This window comes from Pseudomonas putida (assembly GCA_041879295.1).
In the GTDB taxonomy this organism is placed as follows: domain Bacteria; phylum Pseudomonadota; class Gammaproteobacteria; order Pseudomonadales; family Pseudomonadaceae; genus Aquipseudomonas; species Aquipseudomonas putida_Y.
The window spans coordinates 175,837-195,000 of record CP047152.1 but is presented as its reverse complement, the minus strand read 5'-3'; the positions used below and the strand labels follow the sequence as shown (position 1 = coordinate 195,000).

Genomic DNA, 19,164 nt, shown 5'->3' with positions numbered 1-19,164 from the left:
CCTTCCTATATCTACGCATTTCACCGCTACACAGGAAATTCCACCACCCTCTACCGTACTCTAGCTTGCCAGTTTTGGATGCAGTTCCCAGGTTGAGCCCGGGGCTTTCACATCCAACTTAACAAACCACCTACGCGCGCTTTACGCCCAGTAATTCCGATTAACGCTTGCACCCTCTGTATTACCGCGGCTGCTGGCACAGAGTTAGCCGGTGCTTATTCTGTCGGTAACGTCAAAACAGCAAGGTATTAACTTACTGCCCTTCCTCCCAACTTAAAGTGCTTTACAATCCGAAGACCTTCTTCACACACGCGGCATGGCTGGATCAGGCTTTCGCCCATTGTCCAATATTCCCCACTGCTGCCTCCCGTAGGAGTCTGGACCGTGTCTCAGTTCCAGTGTGACTGATCATCCTCTCAGACCAGTTACGGATCGTCGCCTTGGTGAGCCATTACCCCACCAACTAGCTAATCCGACCTAGGCTCATCTGATAGCGCAAGGCCCGAAGGTCCCCTGCTTTCTCCCGTAGGACGTATGCGGTATTAGCGTTCCTTTCGAAACGTTGTCCCCCACTACCAGGCAGATTCCTAGGCATTACTCACCCGTCCGCCGCTGAATCAAGGAGCAAGCTCCCGTCATCCGCTCGACTTGCATGTGTTAGGCCTGCCGCCAGCGTTCAATCTGAGCCATGATCAAACTCTTCAGTTCAATACTGCTTGGGTTTTTAAGAAACCCTAAACTTGGCTCAGCAATCTCAAATGACTATGTGATTTCTCGCATGGCCACTTGTGATGCTGATAATCTTTTTGACTATCAGTCCGTACTCACAAGCACCCACACGAATTGCTTGATTCGATTTGTTAAAGAGCGTTTGGTTAAGAGCTTTTCGTCTCAACCGAGGCGCGCATTCTACGCTTTCCTCAGAGCCTGTCAAGCGTTTATTTTGAAGTTTTTGCGAGAAACTCGTTTAGCTTCAAACACTTAACTCGCTTCGATCTCTCGTCGCGGGAGGTGAATAATACAGCATTCAAAAACACTGTCAACCACCTTTTAACTACAGCTGGCTAACCTTGCGGCCAACCAGGACGAAGCATGAGCTTCTACTTAAAGACAAAACCCCTACCTGCATGTGCAGATAGGGGTTTTGCGAAATGAATCTTGACGATGACCTACTCTCACATGGGGAAACCCCACACTACCATCGGCGATGCATCGTTTCACTACTGAGTTCGGGATGGGATCAGGTGGTTCCAATGCTCTATGGTCGTCAAGAAATTCTGTAGCCAGAATGTCCAGATGGACAGCCCAGCGAATCCGGATATGCGATATTTGTGGTCTTACGAATTTTCGGGTCTTTCGTCTTCACCACCACAATCTGCGTAGCAGATTGCTTGGGTGTTATATGGTCAAGCCTCACGGGCAATTAGTATTGGTTAGCTCAACGCCTCACAGCGCTTACACACCCAACCTATCAACGTCGTAGTCTTCGACGGCCCTTTAGGGGATTCAAGATCCCAGTGAGATCTCATCTTGAGGCAAGTTTCCCGCTTAGATGCTTTCAGCGGTTATCTCTTCCGAACATAGCTACCCGGCAATGCCACTGGCGTGACAACCGGAACACCAGAGGTTCGTCCACTCCGGTCCTCTCGTACTAGGAGCAGCCCCTCTCAAATCTCAAACGTCCACGGCAGATAGGGACCGAACTGTCTCACGACGTTCTAAACCCAGCTCGCGTACCACTTTAAATGGCGAACAGCCATACCCTTGGGACCGGCTTCAGCCCCAGGATGTGATGAGCCGACATCGAGGTGCCAAACACCGCCGTCGATATGAACTCTTGGGCGGTATCAGCCTGTTATCCCCGGAGTACCTTTTATCCGTTGAGCGATGGCCCTTCCATACAGAACCACCGGATCACTAAGACCTACTTTCGTACCTGCTCGACGTGTTTGTCTCGCAGTCAAGCGCGCTTTTGCCTTTATACTCTACGACCGATTTCCGACCGGTCTGAGCGCACCTTCGTACTCCTCCGTTACTCTTTGGGAGGAGACCGCCCCAGTCAAACTACCCACCATACACTGTCCTCGATCCGGATAACGGACCTGAGTTAGAACCTCAAAGTTGCCAGGGTGGTATTTCAAGGATGGCTCCATGAGAACTGGCGTCCCCACTTCAAAGCCTCCCACCTATCCTACACAAGCAAATTCAAAGTCCAGTGCAAAGCTATAGTAAAGGTTCACGGGGTCTTTCCGTCTAGCCGCGGATACACTGCATCTTCACAGCGATTTCAATTTCACTGAGTCTCGGGTGGAGACAGCGCCGCCATCGTTACGCCATTCGTGCAGGTCGGAACTTACCCGACAAGGAATTTCGCTACCTTAGGACCGTTATAGTTACGGCCGCCGTTTACCGGGGCTTCGATCAAGAGCTTCGCTTGCGCTAACCCCATCAATTAACCTTCCGGCACCGGGCAGGCGTCACACCCTATACGTCCACTTTCGTGTTTGCAGAGTGCTGTGTTTTTAATAAACAGTCGCAGCGGCCTGGTATCTTCGACCGGCATGAGCTTACGGAGCAAGTCCTTCACCCTCGCCGGCGCACCTTCTCCCGAAGTTACGGTGCCATTTTGCCTAGTTCCTTCACCCGAGTTCTCTCAAGCGCCTTGGTATTCTCTACCTAACCACCTGTGTCGGTTTGGGGTACGGTTCCCAGTTATCTGAAGCTTAGGAGCTTTTCTTGGAAGCATGGTATCAACCACTTCGTCGCCTAAAGGCAACTCGTCATCAGCTCTCGGCCTTGAAATCCCGGATTTGCCTAAGATTTCAGCCTACCACCTTAAACCTGGACAACCAACGCCAGGCTGGCCTAACCTTCTCCGTCCCTCCATCGCAATAACTGGAAGTACAGGAATATTAACCTGTTTTCCATCGACTACGCTTTTCAGCCTCGCCTTAGGGACCGACTAACCCTGCGTCGATTAACGTTGCGCAGGAAACCTTGGTCTTTCGGCGTGCGAGTTTTTCACTCGCATTGTCGTTACTCATGTCAGCATTCGCACTTCTGATACCTCCAGCAAGCTTCTCAACTCACCTTCACAGGCTTACAGAACGCTCCTCTACCGCATCATCATAAGATGATACCCGTAGCTTCGGTGCATGGTTTGAGCCCCGTTACATCTTCCGCGCAGGCCGACTCGACTAGTGAGCTATTACGCTTTCTTTAAAGGGTGGCTGCTTCTAAGCCAACCTCCTAGCTGTCTAAGCCTTCCCACATCGTTTCCCACTTAACCATGACTTTGGGACCTTAGCTGACGGTCTGGGTTGTTTCCCTTTTCACGACGGACGTTAGCACCCGCCGTGTGTCTCCCATGCTCGGCACTTGTAGGTATTCGGAGTTTGCATCGGTTTGGTAAGTCGGGATGACCCCCTAGCCGAAACAGTGCTCTACCCCCTACAGTGATACATGAGGCGCTACCTAAATAGCTTTCGAGGAGAACCAGCTATCTCCGAGCTTGATTAGCCTTTCACTCCGATCCACAGGTCATCCGCTAACTTTTCAACGGTAGTCGGTTCGGTCCTCCAGTCAGTGTTACCTAACCTTCAACCTGCCCATGGATAGATCGCCCGGTTTCGGGTCTATACCCAGCGACTAAACGCCCTATTAAGACTCGCTTTCGCTACGCCTCCCCTATTCGGTTAAGCTCGCCACTGAATATAAGTCGCTGACCCATTATACAAAAGGTACGCAGTCACCTAACAAAGTAGGCTCCCACTGCTTGTACGCATACGGTTTCAGGTTCTATTTCACTCCCCTCTCCGGGGTTCTTTTCGCCTTTCCCTCACGGTACTGGTTCACTATCGGTCAGTCAGTAGTATTTAGCCTTGGAGGATGGTCCCCCCATATTCAGACAAAGTTTCTCGTGCTCCGTCCTACTCGATTTCATTGATAAGAGATTTTCGTGTACGGGGCTATCACCCACTATGGCCGCACTTTCCAGAGCGTTCCACTAATCTCAAATCAACTTAAGGGCTGGTCCCCGTTCGCTCGCCACTACTAAGGGAATCTCGGTTGATTTCTTTTCCTCAGGGTACTTAGATGTTTCAGTTCCCCTGGTTCGCCTCTTGCACCTATGTATTCAGTACAAGATACTCAGCTTATGCTGAGTGGGTTCCCCCATTCAGAGATCTCTGGATCACAGTCTGTTTGCCGACTCCCCAAAGCTTATCGCAGGCTACCACGTCTTTCATCGCCTCTGACTGCCAAGGCATCCACCGTATGCGCTTCTTCACTTGACCATATAACCCCAAGCAATCTGGTTATACTGTGAAGACGACATTCGCCGAAAATTCGTACGTTGCTCTTTCGAGCAGAACTCACAAATTTTACCTTAGCCTGATCCACCAGCAGTGAAACTGGTGTTCAGTCTATATCTATCACATATCCGAATTTTTAAAGAACGATCTGACAAAAGCCAGAAATCAACATTCGATACGAATGCTCATTTCCAGGTTCTGACCAGGAAAAACCGTCTTCGACAATGAATCAAGCAATTCGTGTGGGAGCTCATCAGCAGGCTGATGTCGTCGATTAAGGAGGTGATCCAGCCGCAGGTTCCCCTACGGCTACCTTGTTACGACTTCACCCCAGTCATGAATCACACCGTGGTAACCGTCCTCCCGAAGGTTAGACTAGCTACTTCTGGTGCAACCCACTCCCATGGTGTGACGGGCGGTGTGTACAAGGCCCGGGAACGTATTCACCGCGACATTCTGATTCGCGATTACTAGCGATTCCGACTTCACGCAGTCGAGTTGCAGACTGCGATCCGGACTACGATCGGTTTTGTGAGATTAGCTCCACCTCGCGGCTTGGCAACCCTCTGTACCGACCATTGTAGCACGTGTGTAGCCCAGGCCGTAAGGGCCATGATGACTTGACGTCATCCCCACCTTCCTCCGGTTTGTCACCGGCAGTCTCCTTAGAGTGCCCACCATAACGTGCTGGTAACTAAGGACAAGGGTTGCGCTCGTTACGGGACTTAACCCAACATCTCACGACACGAGCTGACGACAGCCATGCAGCACCTGTGTCAGAGTTCCCGAAGGCACCAATCCATCTCTGGAAAGTTCTCTGCATGTCAAGGCCTGGTAAGGTTCTTCGCGTTGCTTCGAATTAAACCACATGCTCCACCGCTTGTGCGGGCCCCCGTCAATTCATTTGAGTTTTAACCTTGCGGCCGTACTCCCCAGGCGGTCAACTTAATGCGTTAGCTGCGCCACTAAAATCTCAAGGATTCCAACGGCTAGTTGACATCGTTTACGGCGTGGACTACCAGGGTATCTAATCCTGTTTGCTCCCCACGCTTTCGCACCTCAGTGTCAGTATCAGTCCAGGTGGTCGCCTTCGCCACTGGTGTTCCTTCCTATATCTACGCATTTCACCGCTACACAGGAAATTCCACCACCCTCTACCGTACTCTAGCTTGCCAGTTTTGGATGCAGTTCCCAGGTTGAGCCCGGGGCTTTCACATCCAACTTAACAAACCACCTACGCGCGCTTTACGCCCAGTAATTCCGATTAACGCTTGCACCCTCTGTATTACCGCGGCTGCTGGCACAGAGTTAGCCGGTGCTTATTCTGTCGGTAACGTCAAAACAGCAAGGTATTAACTTACTGCCCTTCCTCCCAACTTAAAGTGCTTTACAATCCGAAGACCTTCTTCACACACGCGGCATGGCTGGATCAGGCTTTCGCCCATTGTCCAATATTCCCCACTGCTGCCTCCCGTAGGAGTCTGGACCGTGTCTCAGTTCCAGTGTGACTGATCATCCTCTCAGACCAGTTACGGATCGTCGCCTTGGTGAGCCATTACCCCACCAACTAGCTAATCCGACCTAGGCTCATCTGATAGCGCAAGGCCCGAAGGTCCCCTGCTTTCTCCCGTAGGACGTATGCGGTATTAGCGTTCCTTTCGAAACGTTGTCCCCCACTACCAGGCAGATTCCTAGGCATTACTCACCCGTCCGCCGCTGAATCAAGGAGCAAGCTCCCGTCATCCGCTCGACTTGCATGTGTTAGGCCTGCCGCCAGCGTTCAATCTGAGCCATGATCAAACTCTTCAGTTCAATACTGCTTGGGTTTTTAAGAAACCCTAAACTTGGCTCAGCAATCTCAAATGACTATGTGATTTCTCGCATGGCCACTTGTGATGCTGATAATCTTTTTGACTATCAGTCCGTACTCACAAGCACCCACACGAATTGCTTGATTCGATTTGTTAAAGAGCGTTTGGTTAAGAGCTTTTCGTCTCAACCGAGGCGCGCATTCTACGCTTTCCTCAGAGCCTGTCAAGCGTTTATTTTGAAGTTTTTTGCGAGAAACTCGTTTAGCTTCAAACACTTGGCTCGCTGCGATCTCTCGTAGCGGGAGGCGAATCATACAGCACTTAGAAGCACTGTCAACCACCTTTTCAACCGCTTTCGATCATTCGATCGTAGCCCCTCCAGCTTTCGCCTTAACTACTTAACTCGTTGAATATCAAGGAGTTTTTCGTTCCGATGTCGCTGGAAGTGGGGCGCATTATAAGGGGATTCGAAAGCGCGTCAACCTTTAATTTCAAGAAACCTTGATTGCGCAGAAAAGCAAAGCGGGGAGGCCTGACGGCCTCCCCGCTATTCATCTAGAGCACACCAGCACCACGAAGGCGCTGCACCTCGCCGACATCCAGCCCCAACACCTCCCCCAGCACTGCTTCGGTATGCTCGCCCAACAAGGGTGGCGCCCGGCGATACTCTACTGGCGTTTCCGACAACCGTATCGGGCTCGCAACCTGCGGCGCACTACCCGCCAATGGATGGGGAATACTCACCGCCAACCCGCGTGCAAGCACCTGGGGGTCCTGGAACATTTGCGCCAGGTTATTGATAGGTCCACATGGCACCCCTGCCGCCTCCAAATGGGCCACCCACTCCGCCGTGGTCTTGAACACCGTAGCCTGGCGAATCAATGGAATCAGTTCGGCCCGGTTGGCCACCCGCAGCTTATTGGTAACGAATCGAGGGTCTTCCGCCCACTGCGGCTGTCCGGCCACTTCGGCGAACTTGCGGAACTGGCTATCATTGCCCACGGTAAGAATGAAATCGCCATCTGCCGTCGGAAAGTCCTGATAAGGGACTATATTAGGATGCGCATTACCCAGCCGACGAGGAGGGCTGCCCGTGGTCAGGTAGTTCATTGCCTGGTTCGCCAGGCAGGCCACCTGCACATCGAGCAATGCCATGTCGATATGCTGACCGACCCCGGCCTGATCCCGGTGGGCGAGAGCAGCCAGCATGGCGACCGTGGAATACAACCCGGTCAGAATGTCGGTAAGCGCCACCCCCACCTTGACCGGCCCGGCGCCCTCTTCACCCTCCGGACGACCAGTCAGGCTCATCAGCCCACCCAACCCCTGGATCATGAAGTCATAGCCAGCGCGCTTGGCATAGGGCCCGGTCTGACCGAAGCCGGTAATGGAGCAATAGATGAGCTGCGGGTTTATCGCCTTCAGGCTCTGGTAGTCCAGGCCATACGCTGCCAGCCCACCTACCTTGAAGTTCTCTATCACGATATCGCACTTCGCCGCCAGTTCACGCACCAGCCGCTGTCCCTCCGGCTGGGTAAAGTCGATGGTCACTGAGCGCTTGTTGCGGTTGGCCGACAGGTAATAGGCCGCCTCACTGGTGTCCTCACCTTCGGCATCCTTGAGAAAAGGCGGCCCCCATGAGCGGGTATCGTCGCCACTGCCAGGGCGCTCGACCTTGATCACGTCGGCGCCAAGGTCAGCCAAAATCTGACCAGACCACGGGCCGGCCAACACGCGCGAAAGGTCTAGCACCCGCAGATGTGATAGCGCGCCCATGGTTTGCTCCTTATCAATAGAACGCCTGGATACCGGTCTGCGCACGACCCAGGATAAGTGCATGCACATCATGGGTACCTTCATAGGTGTTGACCACCTCCAGGTTAACCAGATGGCGGGCCACACCAAACTCGTCGGAGATGCCGTTGCCGCCCAGCATGTCACGCGCCATACGGGCGATATCCAGCGCCTTACCGCAGGAATTGCGCTTCATGATGGAGGTGATTTCCACCGCAGCCGTCCCTTCATCCTTCATGCGACCCAGACGCAGGCAGCCCTGCAGCGCCAGGGTGATTTCTGTCTGCATGTCGGCAAGCTTCTTCTGAATCAACTGGTTGGCGGCCAGTGGACGACCAAACTGCTGACGGTCCAGGGTGTACTGGCGAGCGGTGTGCCAGCAGGCTTCAGCGGCACCCAGCGCACCCCACGAAATACCATAGCGAGCCGAGTTCAGGCAGGTGAACGGGCCCTTGAGGCCACGCACGTCCGGGAAGATGTTCTCTTCTGGCACGAACACATTGTCCATGACGATTTCACCAGTGATCGACGCGCGCAGGCCAACCTTGCCATGGATTGCCGGGGCACTGAGGCCTTGCCAACCTTTTTCCAGTACGAAGCCACGAATATCGCCCGCATCATCCTTGGCCCACACCACGAACACATCGGCGATGGGACTGTTGGTGATCCACATTTTACTGCCGGTCAGCCGGTAGCCACCGTCGACCTTCCTCGCGCGCGTAATCATCGAACCAGGATCGGAGCCATGGTTAGGCTCGGTCAGACCGAAGCAACCGATCCACTCGCCACTGGCCAACTTGGGGAGGTACTTCTGCTTTTGAGCTTCGGTGCCAAATTCGTTGATCGGCACCATCACCAGCGACGACTGCACACTCATCATCGAGCGGTAACCTGAGTCGATACGTTCCACTTCGCGAGCAATAAGGCCATAGCACACATAATTCAGGCCACTGCCACCGTATTGCTCGGGAATGGTTGCACCCAACAGGCCTACTTCACCCATCTCGCGGAAGATCGCCGGATCGGTCTGCTCATGGCGGAAGGCCTCAAGCACACGCGGGGCCAGCTTGTCCTGGGCGAACTGATAAGCGCTGTCACGCACCATACGCTCTTCTTCAGTGAGCTGCTGATCCAGCAGCAACGGGTCGATCCAGTTGAAGCTTGCTTTACCGGCCATGAGCGAATCCTCGAAATAGGGGTCAGTTTCTTGTGCCTTTGAGCCTAGGCCTGATCGGCCGCCGGGACAAACGAGGATTGCGCACCAATTAGTGATATTTTGTCACTCCGTAAATCGGCAAAACGCCTTATTGACAGCCTTACAAGTGAGGTTGACGTACATGCGCCGTAAGATCCCCAGTACCGCCGCCCTGATTTGCTTCGAGGCGGCAGCCCGTAACGAGAGCTTTACCAAGGCTGCCCAGGAACTCGCGCTGACCCAGGGTGCCGTCTGTCGACAGATCGGTGGCCTGGAAGCCTTCCTTAATGTGGAACTGTTCCGTCGCTCGCGCCGCGGCGTAAGGCTGACCGAAGCCGGCCTATCCTACAGTCGCCAGGTGGCGGCCCAACTGGACGCCGTGGAGCGCGATACCTTGTCGGTCATGCGCCAGCAAGGCGCCAATGTGATCGAGCTGGCGGTAGTGCCGACGTTTGGCACTCAATGGCTCCTGCCACGGCTCAAGGACTTCCAGCAGCGCCACCCGGAGGTCACAGTCAACCTCACCAACCGCACCCGGCCATTCCTGTTCGCCGACACTACCTTCGATGCCGCCATCTATTTTGGTGATGCGGACTGGTCAGGCACCCAGTCGCACCAACTGATGGGTGAAAACCCAGTACCCGTGTGCAGCCCGGCACTGCTGAACGGCCAGGGCATGCTCGAGGCACGCCACATCGCGCAGCTACCACTGCTGCAGCAGAGCACGCGCCCGTATGCCTGGCGGCAATGGTTCGGCAGTGTGGGCATGAATGTGGAGCGCGACATGACAGGCCCGCGCTATGAACTATTCTCGATGCTCGCCCAGGCGGCCATGCACGACATGGGCATTGCCCTGATACCACCGTTCCTGATCCAGCGGGAGTTGGAGGAGGGAAGGCTGGTGGTCGCTAACAGGCATGCCCTGAGTAGCGACAAGGCCTACTATCTGATGATTCCAGAGCGCAAGGTGGAGTCGGCGTCGCTACGCGCCTTTCGCGACTGGTTGGTAAGCCAGGCTCAGGCCTACCTGAATAGATCAGGGGCAAGCGCGACAAATTGACCCTGTAGTCAATTATTTTAAACACCTACAGATATATGTATATGTCGCATATTCGCAAACTGTAACGCAAGCATAAAAACACCCTTTAACCGTGCTCAGTACGCGGCTTTGCGGGTTATTTTGCGACATCCAACTAGTCGTAAGCGAATTGGCCGCTTTTTTTTTGATTTTTTCTCCTAATCTGCCAATGGCGCATGTTTGACGGGCTGCAACCCTATTGCTGCGACAAGCGGTCACAGGGTGACTTGTAGTTTTGACTTCGTTTCGCTCCAGAACCGGTTGAAGGCCTTCGGGTTCGTCTGCAAAATGCTTCGCCCCGCCCGGGATCCGGCGGGTTGGCGCTCCACAGCCGCCCCAGCACACCATCCGAAGTGTGCTGGCTTCTACAAAGACAAAAGGTCACCGCAGGAGAAATAGTCGTGCACATTGGTGTTCCTCTCGAGACGCAGACCGGTGAGACAAGGGTCGCTGCGACCCCCGAAACCATCAAGAAACTGATTGGCCAGGGCCATCAGGTCACCGTTCAACGGGGGGCAGGGCTCAACGCCGCCATTCCGGACAGTGCCTATGAAGCCGTGGGTGCTTCCCTTGGGAGCGCCGCCGATGCCTACGGCGCCCAATTGGTACTCAAAGTGGTCGCCCCCAACGACCAGGAACTGGCCCTGATCAACAGCGGCAGCCTTCTGGTGGGCATGCTCAACCCCTTCAACGGTGAGCTGATCGGCAAGATGGCCGAACGCGGTATTACCGCCTTCGCCCTGGAAGCCGCGCCGCGAACCTCGCGGGCGCAGAGCCTGGACGTGCTGTCGTCGCAGGCCAACATCGCCGGCTACAAGGCCGTGTTGCTGGCAGCCCATCACTACCCACGCTTCATGCCAATGCTGATGACCGCTGCCGGTACCGTTAAGGCCGCACGCGTCCTGGTACTGGGCGCTGGCGTTGCCGGCTTGCAGGCCATCGCCACCGCCAAGCGCCTGGGTGCGGTGATCGAAGCATCCGACGTTCGCCCGGCGGTGAAAGAGCAGATCGAATCACTGGGTGCAAAATTCATCGACGTACCCTACGAGACCGACGAGGAGCGAGAGTGCGCCGAAGGTGTTGGCGGCTATGCCCGACCAATGCCGGCCAGTTGGATGCAGCGCCAGGCCCAGGCCGTGCACGAGCGCGCCAAGCAGTCCGATATCGTCATCACCACCGCGCTGATCCCCGGGCGCAAGGCGCCGACCCTGCTAAGCGCCGAAACCGTGGCGCAGATGAAGCCTGGCTCGGTGGTCATCGACCTGGCTGCAGCCCAAGGCGGCAACTGCCCGCTGACCGTCGCAGACCAAGTGGTGCAGGAGAACGGCGTGACCATCGTCGGCCCTACCAACCTGCCGGCCCAGGTGGGTGCCGATGCCTCGGCACTGTATGCACGCAACCTGCTGGACTTCATGAAGCTGCTGTTCGACAAGGACGGCGCGCTGATCATCAACCTCGAAGACGACATCGTCGCGGCCTGCCTGATGTGCCGTGATGGTCAGGTCGTCCGCAAGAACGGCTAAGGAGCACGACAATGGAAGACATGCTGATTTCCCACGGCATCTATAACCTGATCATTTTCGTGCTGGCCATCTATGTGGGCTACCACGTGGTGTGGAACGTCACCCCGGCGTTGCACACCCCACTGATGGCGGTCACCAATGCCATCTCGGCAATCGTCATCGTCGGCGCCATGCTGGCCGCGGCCCTGACCGTGACCCCGGCCGGCAAGCTGATGGGCACCCTGGCCGTGGCCCTTGCCGCAGTCAACGTGTTCGGTGGCTTCCTGGTCACCCGCCGCATGCTTGAAATGTTCAAGAAGAAAACCAAGAACGAGGCGAAGAAGTAAGCATGAGCATGAATCTGGTAACGCTCCTCTACCTCGTCGCCTCGGTGTGCTTCATCCAGGCGCTCAAGGGCCTGTCGCACCCGACTACCTCGCGGCGCGGCAATCTGTTCGGCATGATCGGCATGGGTCTCGCCATCCTCACGACGGTCGGCCTCATTTATAAGCTTGGGGCTGAACTTGCCACTGCCGGTATCGGCTATGTCATCGTCGGCCTGCTGGTCGGCGGCACCGCCGGTTCCATCATGGCCAAGCGCGTCGAAATGACCAAAATGCCCGAACTGGTCGCTTTCATGCACAGCATGATCGGCCTGGCCGCGGTGTTCATTGCCATCGCCGCCGTGCTGGAGCCACAGTCGATGGGCATTGTGGCTGCCATCAGCGATCCGATCCCCACCGGCAACCGCCTGGAGCTGTTCCTCGGTGCTGCCATCGGTGCCATTACCTTCTCCGGTTCGGTGATCGCCTTTGGCAAATTGTCGGGCAAGTACAAGTTCCGCCTCTTCCAAGGCGCACCGGTACAGTTCGCTGGCCAGCATAAACTCAACCTGATCCTTGGCCTGACCACCATCGCCCTCGGCCTTCTGTTCACTTTCACTGGCCACTACAGTGCCTTTACTCTGATGCTGGTCCTGGCCTTCATCATGGGTGTGCTGATCATTATTCCGATCGGCGGCGCCGACATGCCAGTGGTGGTGTCGATGCTCAACAGCTACTCGGGCTGGGCAGCGGCCGGTATCGGCTTCTCGCTGAACAACTCGATGCTGATCATCGCCGGTTCCCTGGTAGGTTCGTCCGGTGCCATCCTCTCGTACATCATGTGCAAGGCGATGAACCGTTCGTTCTTCAACGTCATCCTTGGCGGTTTTGGTGGCGATACCGACAGTGGCGCGGCGCAAGGTTCGCAAGAGCAGCGGCCGGTGAAGTCCGGCTCGGCTGACGATGCCACCTTCCTGCTCAGCAATGCCGACAGCGTGATCATCGTTCCAGGCTACGGCCTGGCGGTGGCCCGTGCCCAGCACGCGCTGAAAGAGCTGACCGAGAAGCTGACCCACAACGGCGTGACCGTGAAGTATGCGATTCACCCGGTGGCGGGCCGTATGCCCGGGCACATGAACGTACTGCTGGCCGAGGCTGAAGTGCCGTACGATCAAGTATTCGAGATGGAAGACATCAACGCCGAGTTCGGCCAGGCCGACGTGGTGCTGGTGCTGGGCGCCAACGACGTGGTCAACCCGGCGGCGAAGAACGATCCCAAGTCGCCAATCGCCGGTATGCCGATCCTCGAAGCGTTCAAGGCCAAGACCATCATCGTCAACAAACGCTCGATGGCCAGCGGCTATGCCGGCCTGGACAACGAGCTGTTCTATCTGGACAAGACCATGATGGTGTTCGGTGACGCCAAGAAGGTCATCGAGGACATGGTCAAGGCGGTGGAGTGACAACAGTCGCTACAAACCAGCTGATATAAAGGAAGCCCCGGACAGAATCTGCCGGGGCTTTTCTTTTGTTGATCCGGATCAACGGCTCAAATACAAGGCTTCTCATACGACCATGGTCGTGGGACGGCAATGGGCGAAATCTCTAGACTGCGCTGCAGTAGTTTCAGTAGCCCGAGATAACAATCCATGTACCGTGATCGTATCCGCTTGTCCTCCCTGCACAGCAAGGTAATGAGTGCGGCTGATGCCGCTGGTCTGATCGAGGACGGCATGACTGTCGGCATGAGCGGTTTCACCCGCGCCGGCGAGGCCAAGGCCGTACCGCATGCACTGGCCGAACGTGCCAAGCAATCGCCTCTGAAAATCAGCCTGATGACCGGCGCCAGCCTGGGCAATGACCTGGACAAACAACTGACCGAGGCCGGTGTACTGGCCCGCCGCATGCCATTCCAGGTCGACAGCACCCTGCGCAAGGCTATCAATGACGGCCAGGTGATGTTCATCGACCAGCACCTGTCGGAAACCGTCGAGCAACTGCGCAACCAGCAGCTGAAGCTGCCGGACATCGCGGTCATCGAAGCCGTGGCCATCACCGAGCAAGGCCACATCGTGCCAACCACTTCGGTGGGCAATTCGGCCAGCTTCGCGATCTTCGCCAAGCAGGTGATTGTGGAGATCAACCTCTCGCACAACACCAACCTCGAAGGCCTGCACGACATCTATATCCCAACCTACCGCCCGACCCGCACACCAATCCCGCTGGTCAAGGTCGACGACCGAATCGGCAGCACCGCCATCCCGATCGACCCGGCCAAAATCGTCGGTATCGTCATCAGCGACCAGCCAGACTCGCCGTCCACTGTGCTGCCGCCAGATGATGAAACCCAGGGCATCGCCGACCACCTGATCAACTTCCTCAAGAAGGAAGTGGATGCCGGCCGCATGACCAACAAGCTCGGCCCGCTGCAAGCCGGCATTGGCAGCATTGCCAATGCGGTGATGTGCGGCCTGATCGAGTCGCCGTTCGAAAACCTGACCATGTACTCTGAAGTGCTGCAGGACTCCACCTTCGACCTGATCGACGCCGGCAAGCTGAGTTTCGCCTCGGGCAGCTCGATCACCCTGTCGACGCGCCGCAATGCCGATGTGTTCGGCAACCTGGAACGCTACAAGGACAAGCTGGTGCTACGCCCGCAGGAAATCTCCAACCACCCGGAAGTGGTACGTCGCCTGGGCATCATCGGTATCAACACCGCACTGGAGTTCGATATCTACGGCAACGTCAACTCCACCCACGTCTGCGGCACCAGGATGATGAACGGCATCGGTGGCTCCGGCGACTTCGCCCGAAACGCTCACCTGGCGGTCTTCGTCACCAAGTCGATTGCCAAAGGCGGGGCGATTTCCAGCGTGGTGCCAATGGTCAGCCATGTCGACCATACCGAGCACGACGTGGATATCCTGGTCACCGAGCAGGGCCTGGCGGACCTGCGTGGCCTGGCGCCGCGCGAACGGGCGCGGGCGATCATCGACAACTGCGTGCATCCAGACTACCGCGCTGCGCTGAACGACTATTTCGACCGCGCCTGCCAGCGTGGCGGGCATACCCCGCACATCCTGCGTGAGGCCCTGAGCTGGCACGAAAACCTGGAAGAAACCGGGCGCATGCTGGCAAGCTGATCCAGATGTGGTACGGAACGGCGGCCCTGCCTCCGCTGTTCCGGCCTCTTCGCGGGCTTGCCCGCTCCCACAGGTGATGTGCAACCCTCAAGGGCAGCACTTTCCCTGTGGGAGCGGGCAAGCTCTCGTATGGACCATAACAGTCAAACCCTTCTATCAATACACCCTTTCCGCTATCAACAACACATTCTGTACTACTGTACTGGTGTTTTTAGACCTTCTCGACTGACAAATCCCATTTCTCGAACAATAATGCACCAAAGAAGTGCGGACCAGTACAGTTACGCCTATTTCGAGTGCAACAGTAGGGTTACACAGTTAACTGAGCCATCGTCTTTCAACCGAACTGTATCTACTGTTATGGACGACAGAGGAGGATCATTGGCATCAGTTAAATCACTACCTAATCCCGCCATAAGCGGAAGGATGAAGCATCATGGAACGTACCCTCAGTTCCGGTCTGGTTTTTGAAAGCAACGCCCAACAATCCAACGCCTCGATGCCACTGCGTGCATTGTCGACCCTGCTGCTGTGGCAGCGTCGCATGACCAGCCGTCGTCAACTGGCTCGCCTGGACTCCCGCCTGCTTGCAGACGCCGGTATCAGCGAGTCGCAGCGTTACGAAGAGCTGAGCAAGCCTTTCTGGCGCTAAGCTCCCGGCTTGCCGGCTTTGGCCGGCACCGTGAATTCCTCAAACCCGTTGCAGGTGACTGCAGCGGGTTTTTTAATGCCCGAAAGACGCACCGTTGTAGAGTACTTATGATTCGACCAGTACAGTTTTACAAAACTTCATATTGGCCTGAACAGTTCTCCGGCTCAGCATCCGTCATCATCTCCATGCAGCACCGCGTGGTACGCTTGGCCTAACCGTCTGCTAGAACCAATTATTGAAAACGTAACGTAACGAGCCCTGCAAACGTCCGATACAGCAGAACCAACCTGACCTACCCAGGAGTCCACGACCATGTCCCGCAAACACTTGCTTGGCGCCGCGCTGTTGCTTGGCCTGGCCGGCACTGCCAACGCCACCAGCTTCGTTGTCACCACCGATACGGTAGTACGTGCCGTTGCCGCCTCCACCGACGCCACTTCCGACCTGAGCTCTTCGTTCCGCGACGACAAGATCGTCCAGGCCGCCCGCGATGACGCAGCCAGCTTCGTCGGCACTCAGGGCTCTATCCGCGGCGCCCGACTTGAAAGCGCTTTTGTTCACATCCGCTCGAGCATGCCCGACCTGCAAGCTAGCGATACACAGTTGGCCCAGGCCATCCTGGCGCTCTGATACACGCCATGCAAAACAGGTGCGTTGGCTTCGGCCCTCGCACCTGAGGTAGGCTTCGCCGTTCATTTTTCCAGCCTTCAAGAAAGCTCATGCGTTATCTGTTGCCGTTGCTGTTCGCCGCCACAGGCATGGCCAGCGCCCATGCCATGGATACCACCACACAAAGCCTGGTCATCACCGGCTATGTCACCAGCCAGGTCACAACCGCACCGTTCGATCGCAAACTGGTCACACAGGCCCGCGACGATGCCGCCGCATTCGTTGCCAGCGACGGGCGGATCCGTGGGGCACGCCTGGAAGCTGCCTTGGAATCATTACGCCACAATTGCGCACGGCACGCCGTCGGCGATCTGGAACTGGCGCAGGCAATTCTCGTCCAATAACCACACCTGACTCCCTGTATTTTTCGGAGATGCTCCATGCGCAAACCGCTGATTGCCGCTTCCCTCGGCATGCTGCTGCTGGCCGACCTGGCCCAGGCACAGACCCTGGTGGCCACCAGCAACATCATCGTGCGTGCCTTTGGCCGTTCGATCGACTTCACCTCGGACACCACCACATCGATCCGCGACTCCAAAGTGGTGCGCGAAGCCCACGACGACGCTGCAAGCTTCGTCGCCAGTGATGGTGACATCCGCGGCGTCCAACTCGAGGCCGCCTTCAATACCCTGCGCGAGCGCGTACCGGAAGCGCGCAGCGCCAGCGACCAGGTACTGGCTGAAGCCATACTCGCCCTGTGAAGCGCGTGCGTGCCTGGCTGCTCGGCTGCGCCCTGACGCTGCTCGGCACGCCCGCCTTGGCCGACCTGCAGCTTGAGCTGCAGTCGTCCGGCCTCGACCCGCGACAAGCACAAGCCTCCCAAGCCCTGCTCGACGAGGCCATGGGCAAGCTGCCACCGCGCTTCAAGCAACAGCTGGACCGCCGCGTACGGGTCAGCTGGAGCGACAACATGCCTGCCGACACTTACGGGCAGGCATCACTGATATCCACCCTCGAGCTCAACCGTCGCTTGCTGCCCAGCCTAACCGATGGCAGCGCAGCCAACGAGCGCACCAGTCGCCCACATGGCACGGTGCGTGAAGAGCTGCTGGCCACCGTGCTACACGAGCTCACCCATCTCTACGACCGTGCCCGCCTGTGGCCCAGCGCCGAAAAAACACTGATTGCACGCTGCAAACGCCAGCAAGGCACGCTGGGCAAGGTCGGCCTGCCGGAAGAATGCCGCGGCCAGGCCGAGCGCCGCTTCACCCTAAGCGACGACCCACGGCTGCTCGACCTGGCCGGATGGCAGCAGTATGTGGGCCGACGTGGCGAGCGCGAGCAGCACAATGGTCAATTCGTGCGCAGCCCCGACAGCTATGAGTTGAGCAGTCCCAAGGAATACATCGCGGTCAACATGGAGTATTTCCTCCTCGACCCGAGCTACAGCTGCCGTCGCCCGGCGCTGTACCAATACCTTCACGAACACTTCGGCTGGGCACCGCAACAGAGCACCTGTGCCAAAGGCTTACCATTCATCAATGCCGGCAGCGACTTCGCCCGCCAGCCACTAGGTGAAATCGACCCGGAGCGGGTCTACGAAGTGGACTACCTGCTGGCTGAAGCCAATCAGAACCTGGTCAGCCGCTGGGGGCACAGCATGCTGCGCCTAGTGATCTGCAAGCCAGGCCGCCCACGCGGACCAGATTGCCGCCTGGACCTCGATCAAAGCCTGGTGCTGTCGTACCGCGCCTTCGTCAACGACGTGCAACTGTCCAGCTGGGACGGCCTGGTCGGCAACTACCCGTCGCGGCTATTCGTGCTGCCGCTGGGCCAGGTGATCGACGAATACACCAAGACCGAGCTGCGCAGCCTGGCCTCGGTGCCCTTGAAACTCAACCGCGACGAAATCGAAAACCTGGTGCGCCAGGCCGCCGAGATGCACTGGAGCTACGACGGCAACTACTGGTTCCTGTCAAACAACTGTGCAGTGGAGTCGTTGAAGCTGCTGCGCAGCGGCACCGCCAATCCGCGCCTTAACGACCTGGACAGCATCATGCCCAACGGTTTGCTGGCCGTGCTCAAGGGCAGGGGGCTGGCAGACACCAGCGTGCTTGATAACCCGCGCGAAGCGTTACGCCTGGGCTACCGCTTCGATTCTTACCGCGACCGCTACCAGGCGATGTTCGAGGTGCTGAGAAAACAGCTGCCGATCAAGCAAGCTTTGGTTGAGGACTGGCTGGCCCTCGATGCGGAGCAGCGTCGCAGCTGGTTCGCCAAGGCCGACCTGCGCACCAGCGCGGCACTGCTTCTGCTTGAGCAGGCCAGCCTGCGCCGGCAGCTTCTGCTGGCCCAGGACGAGGTCAAGCAGCGCTACCTGAATGCCGCAGCATTGAAAGATGGCAGCATCAACAAAGCCGATGCCACGCTCAAGCAAATGCTTGCCAACAGCGGTTTTCTAAGCCGCCCGGCAGAGTTGCTCGACTCCAAAGGCTACGGGCTGCCGCAGCCGGAAGAGCGCAAGCACCTGGAGCAGGTGAGCAGCGAGCGGCAGGCACAGCTGTTGCGTTTGAGCACCAGCCTGGACAAAGAGGTGAGGGCGCTTCTGGAGCCGACGCGAGCCAGGGAAATTGCAGCGGTCGAGGCCAACGTGAAGCAGATCGGCGAGCACTTGCGGGCGTTGCACAAAGCTGCTGGTGGCCTGCAGCTGTGATGCATGCAGGGCTGCCCCTTTCGCGGGCAAG

12 protein-coding genes and 4 rRNA genes (1 of these 16 only partly in view) are annotated in these 19,164 nt (G+C 57.0%); 10 read left to right on the top strand and 6 right to left on the bottom strand.

Going from position 1 to position 19,164, the window contains the following annotated elements; all coding sequences use genetic code 11:
- From GST84_00910 to GST84_00885, 6 genes are all read right to left on the bottom strand, one after another.
- Window positions 1-708, bottom strand: a 16S ribosomal RNA gene (locus tag GST84_00910); it reaches 830 nt to the left of the window's first position.
- A gap of 448 nt (window positions 709-1,156) precedes the next feature.
- A 5S ribosomal RNA gene (rrf, locus tag GST84_00905) occupies window positions 1,157-1,272 on the bottom strand.
- Window positions 1,273-1,388: 116 nt separating this feature from the next.
- Window positions 1,389-4,302: ribosomal RNA gene (locus GST84_00900) — 23S ribosomal RNA — on the bottom strand.
- Between the two features lie 285 nt (window positions 4,303-4,587).
- Window positions 4,588-6,125: ribosomal RNA gene (locus GST84_00895) — 16S ribosomal RNA — on the bottom strand.
- Together the 16S, 23S and 5S rRNA genes form the textbook arrangement of a ribosomal RNA operon.
- Before the next feature lie 554 nt (window positions 6,126-6,679).
- On the bottom strand, window positions 6,680-7,900 hold the full coding sequence (locus GST84_00890; GenBank protein XGB10997.1) for a CoA transferase: 1,221 nt from the start codon (window positions 7,898-7,900) through the stop codon (window positions 6,680-6,682).
- A 13-nt stretch (window positions 7,901-7,913) separates the two neighbouring features.
- Complete coding sequence (locus GST84_00885) at window positions 7,914-9,095, bottom strand: acyl-CoA dehydrogenase (protein ID XGB10996.1); 1,182 nt, start codon at window positions 9,093-9,095, stop codon at window positions 7,914-7,916.
- 160 nt (window positions 9,096-9,255) lie between these two features.
- On the opposite strand from GST84_00885, the gene GST84_00880 reads away from it, so the two are divergent.
- The 10 genes from GST84_00880 to GST84_00835 all read left to right on the top strand — a co-directional run bounded on the left by GST84_00880 (window position 9,256) and on the right by GST84_00835 (window position 19,133).
- Window positions 9,256-10,173, top strand: a complete 918-nt coding sequence (locus tag GST84_00880) for a LysR family transcriptional regulator (protein ID XGB10995.1) — start codon at window positions 9,256-9,258, stop codon at window positions 10,171-10,173.
- Between the two features lie 419 nt (window positions 10,174-10,592).
- Window positions 10,593-11,714, top strand: a complete 1,122-nt coding sequence (locus tag GST84_00875; GenBank protein ID XGB10994.1) for a Re/Si-specific NAD(P)(+) transhydrogenase subunit alpha — start codon at window positions 10,593-10,595, stop codon at window positions 11,712-11,714.
- A gap of 11 nt (window positions 11,715-11,725) precedes the next feature.
- Window positions 11,726-12,040, top strand: coding sequence for an NAD(P) transhydrogenase subunit alpha (locus GST84_00870; GenBank protein ID XGB10993.1), 315 nt, complete (start codon window positions 11,726-11,728; stop codon window positions 12,038-12,040).
- Window positions 12,041-12,042: 2 nt separating this feature from the next.
- Window positions 12,043-13,479: an NAD synthetase gene (locus GST84_00865; GenBank protein XGB10992.1), complete on the top strand. Its 1,437-nt coding sequence runs from the start codon at window positions 12,043-12,045 to the stop codon at window positions 13,477-13,479.
- A 186-nt stretch (window positions 13,480-13,665) separates the two neighbouring features.
- Window positions 13,666-15,159: a succinate CoA transferase gene (locus GST84_00860; GenBank protein ID XGB10991.1), complete on the top strand. Its 1,494-nt coding sequence runs from the start codon at window positions 13,666-13,668 to the stop codon at window positions 15,157-15,159.
- Between the two features lie 436 nt (window positions 15,160-15,595).
- Window positions 15,596-15,811, top strand: a complete 216-nt coding sequence (locus GST84_00855) for a DUF1127 domain-containing protein (GenBank protein ID XGB10990.1) — start codon at window positions 15,596-15,598, stop codon at window positions 15,809-15,811.
- 312 nt (window positions 15,812-16,123) lie between these two features.
- The gene (locus GST84_00850) at window positions 16,124-16,441 is read left to right on the top strand and encodes a DUF2388 domain-containing protein (protein XGB10989.1); all 318 of its coding nucleotides are present in this window, start codon (window positions 16,124-16,126) and stop codon (window positions 16,439-16,441) included.
- A gap of 89 nt (window positions 16,442-16,530) precedes the next feature.
- Window positions 16,531-16,824: a DUF2388 domain-containing protein gene (locus GST84_00845; protein XGB10988.1), complete on the top strand. Its 294-nt coding sequence runs from the start codon at window positions 16,531-16,533 to the stop codon at window positions 16,822-16,824.
- A 36-nt stretch (window positions 16,825-16,860) separates the two neighbouring features.
- Window positions 16,861-17,181 carry a DUF2388 domain-containing protein gene (locus GST84_00840; protein ID XGB10987.1) on the top strand — a complete coding sequence of 107 codons (321 nt, stop codon included), beginning with the start codon at window positions 16,861-16,863 and terminating at the stop codon, window positions 17,179-17,181.
- Complete coding sequence (locus GST84_00835; protein ID XGB10986.1) at window positions 17,178-19,133, top strand: DUF4105 domain-containing protein; 1,956 nt, start codon at window positions 17,178-17,180, stop codon at window positions 19,131-19,133. The genes GST84_00840 and GST84_00835 overlap by 4 nt, the downstream gene beginning before the upstream one ends.
- Window positions 19,134-19,164: the final 31 nt, after the last annotated feature.

Excerpts from the sequence above, each read along its gene's own strand:
- GST84_00890 (XGB10997.1), bottom strand. The coding sequence starts at position 7,900 with ATGGGCGCGCTATCACATCTGCGGGTGCTAGACCTTTCGCGCGTGTTG.
- GST84_00885 (XGB10996.1), bottom strand. The coding sequence starts at position 9,095 with ATGGCCGGTAAAGCAAGCTTCAACTGGATCGACCCGTTGCTGCTGGAT.
- GST84_00880 (XGB10995.1), top strand. The coding sequence starts at position 9,256 with ATGCGCCGTAAGATCCCCAGTACCGCCGCCCTGATTTGCTTCGAGGCG.
- GST84_00870 (XGB10993.1), top strand. The coding sequence starts at position 11,726 with ATGGAAGACATGCTGATTTCCCACGGCATCTATAACCTGATCATTTTC.
- GST84_00865 (XGB10992.1), top strand. The coding sequence starts at position 12,043 with ATGAGCATGAATCTGGTAACGCTCCTCTACCTCGTCGCCTCGGTGTGC.
- GST84_00860 (XGB10991.1), top strand. The coding sequence starts at position 13,666 with ATGTACCGTGATCGTATCCGCTTGTCCTCCCTGCACAGCAAGGTAATG.
- GST84_00855 (XGB10990.1), top strand. The coding sequence starts at position 15,596 with ATGGAACGTACCCTCAGTTCCGGTCTGGTTTTTGAAAGCAACGCCCAA.
- GST84_00850 (XGB10989.1), top strand. The coding sequence starts at position 16,124 with ATGTCCCGCAAACACTTGCTTGGCGCCGCGCTGTTGCTTGGCCTGGCC.
- GST84_00845 (XGB10988.1), top strand. The coding sequence starts at position 16,531 with ATGCGTTATCTGTTGCCGTTGCTGTTCGCCGCCACAGGCATGGCCAGC.
- GST84_00840 (XGB10987.1), top strand. The coding sequence starts at position 16,861 with ATGCGCAAACCGCTGATTGCCGCTTCCCTCGGCATGCTGCTGCTGGCC.